Raw genomic sequence first — 9,457 nt, forward strand, 5'->3', positions numbered from 1 at the left:
TGAACTGCAACAGGGTTGCGCTAAACGGGTATGCTTGGACGGTGACTGGTTTTGACTTCGAACGTGCCCGCAGTCCTGAGGCGAAGCGCGCCCGGCAGGACGCCATCCTGGTGGCGGCCTCCCGACTCGCTACGGCCAACGGCGTGCGAGAGGTGACCGCGAGCGCCATTGCCGACGAGGTCGGCATGCACAAGTCGGCGATGCTGCGCTACTTCGAGACGCGCGAGGACATCTTCCTCCAGCTCGCGACCGGCGCCTGGGACGAGTGGTCGGCGGCAGTGCGAGCCGACCTCGAAGGCCTCACGGACCACTCCGGAGCGGGACGCCCCGATTGGGACCGAAACGCGCACGAGATCGCTGCCGTGATCGCGCGCTCACTCGTCTCCCGCCCGCTCTTCTGCGACCTGCTGGCGCACACCCCCCTGAACCTGGAGCGCAACGTCTCCCTGGAGCGGGTGCGGGAGTTCAAGACGCACGCCCTCGCTGCGGTGGCCGAGATCAGCTCCACGCTCTGCACCATCACGCCGTTGCGGTTCGACGAGGCCCACCGCGTCGTCGCCACGGCGACCTCGATGGCCGGAGCCATGTGGCAGATGGCCGCCCCGGGCACGCGGCTGCGGGACTTCTACGAATCCGAACCCGAACTCGCCCACGCGGTCGTGGACGTGGAACCGCAGCTGACGGACATCCTCCGCGCCCTCCTCACCGGGTACGCCGCGCGCTCCTGGCAGTGAGGGCAAGGCCGTTCTGATTCGGCCTGGGACGCCTGCCTTCGGTGCGTGGCCGCAGGAGTGAGGGGACGCGCGCACGGCGGCCGGACCAGGCCTATGCGTGGTCGCGCACGATGATCTTTCCGGTGTTCTCGCCGCGCAGCATGCCCAGGAACGCGTCCACGATGTGCTCGAACCCGTCCACCACTGTCTGGTCGAGCGCGAGTCGGCCGCTCTGCAGATGGGGGACCGCGAACTCGTACAGCTGGTCCTGCAGTTCGCCGTAGTTGCGGACCAGGAAGCCCTCCATACGGAGGCTCTTCTCCACGATGTCCGAGTAGTTGAAGTGCGGCGAGGGCGCGTCGGGGGTGTTGTACCGGCTGATGGTGCCGATCCGGACGATGCGCCCGAACTCGCGCAGTGCGCCCACCGCGGCGGCCAGTTGTTCGCCGCCGACGTTGTCGACGAAGACGTCGATGCCGTCCGGTGCGGCCTTGGCGAGCATCTCAGCGGCGGGGCCGTCGTGGTAGTCGAACGCTGCGTCGTAGCCCACCTCCCGGGTCAGGTGGTCGACCTTGGCCGCAGAGCCCGCGCTGCCGACCAGCCGGCCGGCGCCCAGCAGCCGGGCGAAGCGGCCGGTGGCCACGCCGACGCCGCCGGCCGCGGCGGAGACGAAGAGGTCGTCGCCCTCGCGGAGCCGGGCGATGCGGGTGAGGCCCACGTAGGCCGTCAGCCCGGTGCCGCCGAGGACGCTCAGGTACGCCGTCAGGGGGACCCCGGCGAAGCGGGGGAGTTTGCGGATCTCCTCGGGTCGGACCACGGAGTGCGTGCGCCAGCCCTGCCGGTGGAACACGATCTCGCCCTCGGTCAGCTCCGGCGCCCGTGAGGCGACGACGCGCCCGAGGGCGCGGCCCTCGAGCGGTGCGTTGAGCGCGAAGCCGCCGGGCGCACCGTCCATCATCTGGCGGTGGTACGGGTCGACGGACCAGTAGAGGTTCTCCACGAGAGCGGTGCCGACCGCAGGATCGGGAATGGTGGACTCGACGAAGGTGAATTGCTCGGCGGTGGGGAAGCCGTGGGGGCGGGCGGTCTGCTGGACGGTGATCGCGTGCTCGGTCATGGCGGGGACCGTAGTACGGAATGGGGACCCTCAGGCAGACGGTTGGCATCATGTGACGACCCGTTCCATGAGTAGTCCTCATACCTTGAGGTGAGTGCCCTGTGGCCCGCACGATTGACGCCGATCTCGCTCCGCACGAACTGCGCATCCTGGTGGCGGTCGCGGACACCGGCGGCTTCTCGGCCGGGGCCGAGGCGCTCGGCCTCACCCAGTCCGCCGTCTCCCATTCGGTGGGCCGCAGCGAGCGCAAGATCGGTGCCGTGCTGTTCGAACGCGGTCGCCGCGGCGCGCGGCCCACCGCGGCGGGGGAGCAGGCTGTGGCGCACGCGCGCCGCATCCTGCGCTTGCTCGACGTGCTCGTCGCCGAGACGCGCCGAGCCGCCCGGTCCGAGGCGCCGCAGGGACCGGAGGGCCTGCTGCGGATCGCGGCCTTCCGGAGTACCGCGCTCCACCTCCTGCCGCCGATCCTGCAGCGGCTGCGCGCGCGGCATCCCGGCATCGAGGCGCAGGTGCGGATCGTCCGCGAGCTCGGGCGAGGCACGGCGGGTGAGGTGGCCGACGGGAGGGCGGATATCGCCATCGCCATCTTGGACGGAGCGCAGTTGCCCGCCGGGCTGGTCGGGAGCGGACTCTTCGAGGAGAGCTACTCCCTGGTGCATCCGGCCGGGCATCCGGCTCCCCGCTCACTGCCGCTCGTCGACTGGGTCGAGAACTGCGGCTCGGTCACCCGCGCCTGGTGGGGCGCACAGGAGTGGATCCCAAGGGCCACGATCGAGGCCGAGGACGACGGAGCAGTGCTGTCGCTTGTGAGTGGGGGGCACGGAATGGCGATCATGCCTGCACTCTCCCTGGTGGAAGCACCGGACTCGATCGAGATCACCGATCTGGGCCCGGGAAGCCCGAAGCGCTGCGTCGGCTACGTGACCACCCCGGAACTCGCAGGCTCCGCCGTCGTGCGTGCTCTGGTGCGCGAGCTGCGGGCCGCCGAGTTCGCGACCTGACGGGAAACGGACAGTCAGCGTGCCTCCCAGTCCCAGCGGATTCCCAGGCTGCACGGCCCGGCTGACAGTGCGACCGTGAGCACGGATCCGGTCGTGTCCGGGTTCAGCAACCGTTCCTGTGGCCGGGAGCCCGGCGCGGCGGTGCGAATGGAGTAGCAGCTGAGCGGCAGCGCCTCCGGGTCGAAGCGCACCTCCATCACGTACTCGCGCACCGGTACATGCAGGCTGGACTGCATCATCGTCGAGAAGGGCCGGGGCGTCCGGTGCTCGATCGTGTATTCGATCATGACTGTGTCACCGCGCGAGAGCGGCCGGTCGAAAAGGATCTCGGCCGCGAGCATCCCGGTTTCGTCGTTCTGCAGCACCTTTCCGGCTCGGCACGGCGCCCCCACGCGCAGATGCGGCGCGGGGCCGGGTTCCTCGCGCTGGAACAGGGTGATCCACCTGTCCGGGCCGTCGCACTCGGCGCGCAGCAACTGGCGACTGCGCATGGCCCGTTCGCGGCCGAGGGAGTCGAGTTCCAGCCTGGTGTGGCTGCTCAACCGGGTCAGGTTCTCGTCCCAGCGCACGTCCATCTCGTTCAGCGCGGACACCGGGCCGGCAGCTCCTGGCCACGTCGCGGCCAGGCCGCGGCCGTCGGTGGGTCTGGGGAGCCTCCGTCCGCGTGGCCGCGGCGGTCCGACCAGCGCGGTCAGGGACTCCGAAGGAAGGCCGAGGATCTCCTCCAGCGAGGCCAGCGCGCGCAGGGAGCCGGCCCGCTCGGGCTGGTAGCGGCCGGATTGCCAGCAGCTGAGCGTGGCCACCGAGATCCGGTGTCCGCGCAGCTGCAAGCGGGCCCGGATCCGGTCAAGGCTCAGGCCGCTGTCCGCGACCGCCGCCCTCAGCGCCTCGGGGAACGGCCCGGTTCGCAGCAGCGCTGTCAGCGACGGGTCCAGCGGTCTGCGCTCCCGCGCGGGCTGCGTGTGTGTCGGCTCCGCGTGGATCACGAGTCCGTCCCTTCCGCCGGTCCTTCGGCCTTCCCGGCAACGTATCCGCAGGTTCACCCGGGGGAGTGAGAGCCGTCCCCGGCTGTTCTCCCAATCGTGATCTTTCCTTGACCTTCTGGCCCGTTCGGCATGACCTGACAAGTCGTGACTTTTCGATCCAGCCCGGCAATCCCACAGGACGGGACGCCGCCGCGGTCCCTGATCGGATGCCGCCTCAACTACCCGCCGTGCGCGCCGTCTTGTTCGGCAGCCCGGTCGAGCAGGATGGCGCGTTCCTTCGCGTTGCCCGCCAGGGCGGCGGCCCGCTCGAACTCGACGCGGGCCTCGTCGTGGCGGCCCAGCTTGGCAAGCAGGTCCGCACGCACGCTCGGCAGCGCGTGGTAGGAGTTCAGCGCGTTCTCGTTGACCAGTTCGTCGACCAGGACGAGGCCTTCGGCGGGTCCGGAGGCCATCGCCACCGCGACGGCCCGGTTCAGGCGCACGACGGGCGAGGCGGTGACGCCGGTCAGTGCCGTGTACAAGGCGACGATCTGGGACCAGTCGGTGTCTTCGGGCAGGCGGGCGCGCGCGTGGCAGGCCGCGATCGCGGCTTGCAGAACGTAGGGTCCGGGCCCCGGCGAGCACTGTCCGGCGCGCAGCAGCGCGGCGAATCCTCGGGCGATCAGCAGCCGGTCCCAGCGGCTTCGGTCCTGTTCGAGAATCCCGATCGGCTCGCCGCCCGTACCCACCCGTGCCCGCAGGCGCGAGGCCTGGAGTTCCATCAACGCGACCAGTCCGTGGACCTCGGCGTCCTGGGGAGCGAGTTCGGCGAGGATCCGGCCGAGCCGGAGGGCCTCGAAGCACAGGTCCGGGCGAGTCCAGTCGTCGCCGCTCGTCGCCGCGTAGCCTTCGTTGAAGACCAGGTAGAGGCATTCGAGGACCGAGGCCAGACGTTCGGCACGCTCACCGGTCGGGGGCAGTTCGAAGACGACACCGCGCGCGGCGAGAGTGCGTTTGGCCCGCACGATGCGCTGCGCGACCGTCGCTTCAGGCACGAGGCAGGCCCGGGCGATCTCCCGGGTGGTCAGGCCGCCGAGGAGCCGGAGCGTCAGGGAGACGCGCGCCTCGGCGGAAAGCGCCGGGTGGCAGCAGACGAACATCAGGCGGAGCACGTCGTCGTTGATCTCGCGCTCGTCGAGGGCCGCGTCGTCGTCGAGCGCTTGCTGCATGTCGTGCAGATCCTGCCCGAGCTCCTGCTGTTTGCGTTCGAGCCGTTCAAGGCGACGCAACCGGTCGACGGCCCGGCGTTTGGCGATGACGGTGAGCCATGCGCCCGGATTCGGCGGAACCCCGTCGCGGGGCCATTGCTCGAGTGCGGCCAGCAGGGCTTCCTGTGCCATCTCCTCGGCCAGGTCGACATCGCGCAGGATACGGGCGAGTCCGCCGATGATCCGCGCGGACTCGAGCCGCCAGACCGCCTCGACCGCGCGGCTCACGTTGGACTGCGCCATGGAGCCGATCCCAGCACCAGGTTCGGCCCCATGGCAAGCGCGGCGCGCTGGCATGCGCTGGGGTTCGGGCATGCGCTGGGGTTCGAGCGCTAGGACGCGTCCTCCGGCCCGAACACGCGGCGGATGTCGCCCTCGCCGTCGCCCGCGATCGTCCAGAAGCGGCGGGCCAGCTCCAGGGCCTCTTCCTTGGAGTGCACGTCAAGCAGGGCGAAGCTGACGATCAGCTCTTTGGCCTCGACGTACGGTCCGTCGGTGAAGGTGACCCGCCCGCCGGTCGACGAGGCGTGCGTCCCCTGCGGTTCGAGGCCGCCGGTCGCCAGCAGCGCGCCGGACTTGGACAGCTCCGCGACGAACGCACCCATCTCGGCGTACATCTTCTCGTCCGGGGTGCTGCCACCCGCGTAGGTCGTCATCAGGTATCGCATGATCGTTCCTCTGTGTATGTGTCGGTGTATGTGTCGGTCGTTGACGCGTGGTGCCCCACCGGGCTCAGGACGGATCCCGGTCCGTCGGCTGCCAGGAGGTGTGTCCGGCCAGGGTGTAGCCGACAAGCGCGGTGGCGTGTCCGTGGCCGACGCCGTACTCGGCCTTGAGCCAGTCGACGAGTTGCTTGTGCTTGGTGAGGTCGCTGGAGCGGATGAGGTCGATCCATTCGTTGATCGGCCGCCCGTACCTCTTCTCGATGGAGGGGAAGTAGAAGGCGGGTCCGGTGGTGGGAAGGGTCATGGTGCTCTCCTCGAAGGACCACTTCGCGGTGGGTGGCGTGCCGGGCTGATCGCCCGGCCTCATGCATGCTTCGAACGGCGCAGGCACAGATCGACACCGTCGGAAAAAATTTCTTGGCAGGTGAGAGAGACCCTGTGTAGGGCGGGGCACCGCGTGGCCGGTGACATAGGGGCATGGGAGCTGACTGCGATGGGCCGGCACGAAGACGCAGAAATCGCCGTTCGGGTGAAGTCCCGGGCGGGGAAGGGTCACGTCCCTCGAGGTGGTGCAAAGGCCGTGGGCGGACGGTCATGAGGCGGGCTACGATCAACCGCTCGGTGTGATCGGGAGCAAGGGGTGGGTGGAGATGAGTCACTTCTCTGTCACCGTGTGCCTTCCGCCGACTTCTCCGCAGCAACTGCGCGAGGCGCTGGACGCCGTGATGGCTCCGTTCGACATCAACGCCACCGACGACTGGAATCCCGACGGGCAGTGGGACCGGTGGTGTATCGACGCCGGCGACGAGGATCGCTTCGCCGTCCGGCCGGAGTACGACGGCGATCCGCGGCTGATACTTCAGGCGACCTGCCCGAACGGCGATCCGCGTGGTCGGCTGCCGCTGCGCTGTGACGGCGGCCCGCGAGGGCTGTTGGACTTCCACGCAACGCGGGAGGCTGCCGTCGGTCGAGCCCGAGCCCGATGGCAGGCCGAGCAAGAGGACTTCGCCCGCCTCGTCGCGGACTATCCCTCGGCCGAACCGTTGACCGCGTTCCTGGAGCGGCACCGCGGGAGCTCTGGCGGGTACCCCCGTGAGCAGGCTGTGGCCGACCACCACGCGCAGCCTCTGGTCCGTGCGCTGAGCCACCGCTCTGCCTGGGACCGCTACCCGCACCTGGGTCTATGGGTGCTGGGACCCGACAGTGACCCGATCACTCGTTTCACTCGAGATCCTCAAGCCGATCTATAGCAGGCAGCGGCCTGGGCCATCGCCACCTTCGCCCTGCTCACCCTGGACGGGCAGTGGATCGACGCCGAGCGGCCCCGCCCATTCGCGAAGGTGCTGCCGGGCGAGAGTCCGAGCGCCGCATACGCTCGGCAGGCCGCCGCCTACATGGAGGAGCTCGATGACGACTGCGTCATCGTTCGTCTGAGCTGCCACTGTTGAGCATGCGGGTTTCCTGTCGGGTCCGTGCTCCAACGGGCAGATCTGGTCCGGCGGCCTCACGACGGTCCGACGCGGCGGCGTCCCATCCGTACGACGACTGCCAGGAGGAGGTCGAGGGCACCCATCAGGATCAGCCAGACGCCGAGCAGCCGGGTCAGCACGATGGCGCTGTTCACGGGCGAGCTGAGCAGGACCACACCGGCGACGACGCCGAGTGAGCCGAGAGCCAGGATCCAGCCCCGGTGGGGTATCGGCCGGTCAATGGCCAGGTAGATGGTCACGACCCCTCCGACCAGCCAGTACAGTCCGACGAGGATGGTGAGGAAACCGACGGTCTGGAGCTGGTGCCGCAACACGAGGACACCCGCGAGTATGGCCAGCAGGGCCACCAGCACCTGGAGCCCTCGGCTGCTGTCCGCCGGGTCGCGCTGTCCGAAGGCGCGGACGAAGCGGACGACACCGGACAGAAGCAACTGAAGCCCGATGACCACGGCGGCGACGCGCACCGTCGCATGCGGCCAGCTCAGCAGGATGATGCCGGCGACCAGGGTGAGGATCCCACCGACGAGCCACCATGCCCACGAGACACCGATCTCGCCGAGCAGGTCCCCGGGGTCCTTGTCCCAAGGGGGCGACGCTGTCGAATCGCTGCTCATGACCGGGCCCTTGCCGCTTCGGCCAGCACGCCGGGCGGGCGCAGGGGCACGAGGGGTGGCAGCCATGCGGACCGGGCGCTTCGGACGGTTCCTGGCACAGCTCGACCGGCGACGCGGATCAGGCTCGGGGGAGCGGCACAAGGGATAGGACGAACGATCATGGTTCCTCCTCGGTTCCAGCCATCCGCCTTCCGGGGCGGCGCCGGTGATCGCCCCCGCCCGAGTGCTGTCCCGTAGCGGCACTACGTCGGTGGTGCCCGGGGTGACCGTCTTCGCAAGACGCCCGGACCCCACCGCGGATGTGTGGACCCGCGCGGACACTGCCCTTCAAGCGCCCCGGCACAGCGCGCCCGCCGTGGTCAGCGCGTTACGCCGGTGTGCCAGGGCACACGTTTTGACGCTGGTTCCAAGGTACCGCCGACGCCGCAGCGCCGCCCGGGCGAGCAGGCCCTGCCGTTTATGCCTGCCGCTTGAACAAGTGCCGGTGTCCCTCGTGCGGGAACTTGGGCGGCATCGGCGCGAGGACCGAGTCCAGCGCGAAGCCGCACTTCTGCGCGACGCGGCACGAGCCCTCGTTGCCGACGGTGTGCAGCAGCTCGATCTCGTCAGCGGGCATACGGTCCTGCCCGCTGAACAGCCACTGCATCGCGGTCTGGACGCAGCGCGAAGCGATGCCCTTGCCGCGCGCTTCGGCCGCCGTCCAGTAGCCCACGCCGGTCGCGAGCGTCTCCGGCGGGTTGGCCGCCTTGATGACGAAGTAGCCGACGAGCGTGCCGTCCTCTTCTACCGCCCAGCTCAGATGAGTGCCATTCGCCCACCCCTTGTCCTGGTCGGCGATCCAGGCGCGGGCCTCGTCCTCGTCGTCGATCGGGCGCATCAACCAGCGACGCATCGCGTCGTCGCGGTGGGCGGCGACAATTGAGGGAGCGTCCGAGTCCTGCCAGGGACGCAGCGTCAGAGCGGGCGCCGTCGTGGTGGGCTGCACGATCAAAGTCATGGGCGACGTCATGCGGTCCATCCAACAGCATGGCTGCGTGCCAGCCCGACCTGGGGCGCAGCGGCGAACCGTCTAGCACAACTCGCCTGGGATTTACGAGCGGTAGGAGACCGCGACGTGATCAGCCACCGAGGCTCCGCACCCATCCGGTGAGAACGGCGAAGTCCTCCGCGCCGAGACCGACACGCGCATCGACGCGGTGCAGCAGCGCCGGCCCTTCATGATGAGCAGCGACCCACTCGCGATCCGCTCCGGTGATCTCGTCGTCGACCCAGGCGAACGCCCGCCCCGCCGCCCAGGCGACGATCGGCCGCGTCTTCCAGTGACGACCGGCCCGGATGTCCCGCTCCTCTTCCTCCGAGGGCTCCGGCCAGGGGACTACGGGCAGGCGTGGAAGGCCAAGCCGCGGCGCGACACACTCGTTGGCGTCCTCTCCCCACGTCGTCGCCCAGACCAACTCGTAGCCGAGCACGGTCAACCGGCGTCCCACGGCGGGATCGATCCGTGTCAACAGCGGGTTCGCAGCGGTGGCCGGGCGCTCCGGTTCGCCCCGGTGGGGGGGGGCCGGGCCCCCGGCGGGGGGGCGGGGGGCGGCGAGCGCGAGGTCGCGAGCCGGCCGCCCAGAGA

The 9,457-nt window shown here is 69.9% G+C and carries 11 protein-coding genes; 3 read left to right on the top strand and 8 right to left on the bottom strand.

Features of this window, described 5'->3' with window-relative positions; all coding sequences use genetic code 11:
- The first annotated feature begins 41 nt into the window (after positions 1 to 41).
- Positions 42 to 734 carry a TetR/AcrR family transcriptional regulator gene (locus tag I2501_RS03380; RefSeq protein WP_328806171.1) on the top strand — a complete coding sequence of 231 codons (693 nt, stop codon included), beginning with the start codon at positions 42 to 44 and terminating at the stop codon, positions 732 to 734.
- A 91-nt stretch (positions 735 to 825) separates the two neighbouring features.
- Here the strand turns inward: I2501_RS03380 and I2501_RS03385 are convergent, their stop codons facing one another.
- Positions 826 to 1,830: an NADP-dependent oxidoreductase gene (locus I2501_RS03385; RefSeq protein WP_196192234.1), complete on the bottom strand. Its 1,005-nt coding sequence runs from the start codon at positions 1,828 to 1,830 to the stop codon at positions 826 to 828.
- 101 nt (positions 1,831 to 1,931) lie between these two features.
- Here I2501_RS03385 and I2501_RS03390 point away from each other — a divergent pair, with 101 nt between their 5' ends.
- The gene (locus tag I2501_RS03390; RefSeq protein ID WP_196192235.1) at positions 1,932 to 2,831 is read left to right on the top strand and encodes a LysR family transcriptional regulator; all 900 of its coding nucleotides are present in this window, start codon (positions 1,932 to 1,934) and stop codon (positions 2,829 to 2,831) included.
- A gap of 14 nt (positions 2,832 to 2,845) precedes the next feature.
- Here the strand turns inward: I2501_RS03390 and I2501_RS03395 are convergent, their stop codons facing one another.
- The 4 genes from I2501_RS03395 to I2501_RS03410 form a co-directional block, all read right to left on the bottom strand.
- Positions 2,846 to 3,817: a hypothetical protein gene (locus I2501_RS03395; protein WP_196192236.1), complete on the bottom strand. Its 972-nt coding sequence runs from the start codon at positions 3,815 to 3,817 to the stop codon at positions 2,846 to 2,848.
- 218 nt (positions 3,818 to 4,035) lie between these two features.
- Entirely contained in the window at positions 4,036 to 5,307 is a 1,272-nt protein-coding gene (locus tag I2501_RS03400; RefSeq protein ID WP_196192237.1) for an RNA polymerase sigma factor, read from the bottom strand.
- Between the two features lie 89 nt (positions 5,308 to 5,396).
- Positions 5,397 to 5,732 carry a YciI family protein gene (locus I2501_RS03405; RefSeq protein WP_196192238.1) on the bottom strand — a complete coding sequence of 112 codons (336 nt, stop codon included), beginning with the start codon at positions 5,730 to 5,732 and terminating at the stop codon, positions 5,397 to 5,399.
- Between the two features lie 64 nt (positions 5,733 to 5,796).
- Positions 5,797 to 6,033 carry a DUF4287 domain-containing protein gene (locus I2501_RS03410; RefSeq protein WP_196192239.1) on the bottom strand — a complete coding sequence of 79 codons (237 nt, stop codon included), beginning with the start codon at positions 6,031 to 6,033 and terminating at the stop codon, positions 5,797 to 5,799.
- Between the two features lie 340 nt (positions 6,034 to 6,373).
- On the opposite strand from I2501_RS03410, the gene I2501_RS03415 reads away from it, so the two are divergent.
- Positions 6,374 to 6,979 (top strand): hypothetical protein, encoded by a 606-nt coding sequence (locus I2501_RS03415; protein ID WP_196192240.1) that lies wholly within the window; start codon positions 6,374 to 6,376, stop codon positions 6,977 to 6,979.
- A 254-nt stretch (positions 6,980 to 7,233) separates the two neighbouring features.
- Here the strand turns inward: I2501_RS03415 and I2501_RS03420 are convergent, their stop codons facing one another.
- From I2501_RS03420 to I2501_RS38755, 3 genes are all read right to left on the bottom strand, one after another.
- On the bottom strand, positions 7,234 to 7,833 hold the full coding sequence (locus I2501_RS03420; protein WP_196192241.1) for an HdeD family acid-resistance protein: 600 nt from the start codon (positions 7,831 to 7,833) through the stop codon (positions 7,234 to 7,236).
- Positions 7,834 to 8,290: 457 nt separating this feature from the next.
- Positions 8,291 to 8,830: a GNAT family N-acetyltransferase gene (locus I2501_RS03425; RefSeq protein ID WP_196192242.1), complete on the bottom strand. Its 540-nt coding sequence runs from the start codon at positions 8,828 to 8,830 to the stop codon at positions 8,291 to 8,293.
- A gap of 121 nt (positions 8,831 to 8,951) precedes the next feature.
- On the bottom strand, positions 8,952 to 9,457 hold a 506-nt coding region (locus I2501_RS38755; protein ID WP_236045751.1), incomplete at its 5' end, for a hypothetical protein.

Source organism: Streptacidiphilus fuscans (assembly GCF_015690355.1).
GTDB lineage: Bacteria > Actinomycetota > Actinomycetes > Streptomycetales > Streptomycetaceae > Streptacidiphilus > Streptacidiphilus fuscans.

Coding starts and splice junctions, on each gene's coding strand:
- I2501_RS03425 (WP_196192242.1), bottom strand. CDS start 8,830: ATGACTTTGATCGTGCAGCCCACCACGACGGCGCCCGCTCTGACGCTG.
- I2501_RS03420 (WP_196192241.1), bottom strand. CDS start 7,833: ATGAGCAGCGATTCGACAGCGTCGCCCCCTTGGGACAAGGACCCCGGG.
- I2501_RS03405 (WP_196192238.1), bottom strand. CDS start 5,732: ATGCGATACCTGATGACGACCTACGCGGGTGGCAGCACCCCGGACGAG.
- I2501_RS03385 (WP_196192234.1), bottom strand. CDS start 1,830: ATGACCGAGCACGCGATCACCGTCCAGCAGACCGCCCGCCCCCACGGC.
- I2501_RS03410 (WP_196192239.1), bottom strand. CDS start 6,033: ATGACCCTTCCCACCACCGGACCCGCCTTCTACTTCCCCTCCATCGAG.
- I2501_RS03400 (WP_196192237.1), bottom strand. CDS start 5,307: ATGGCGCAGTCCAACGTGAGCCGCGCGGTCGAGGCGGTCTGGCGGCTC.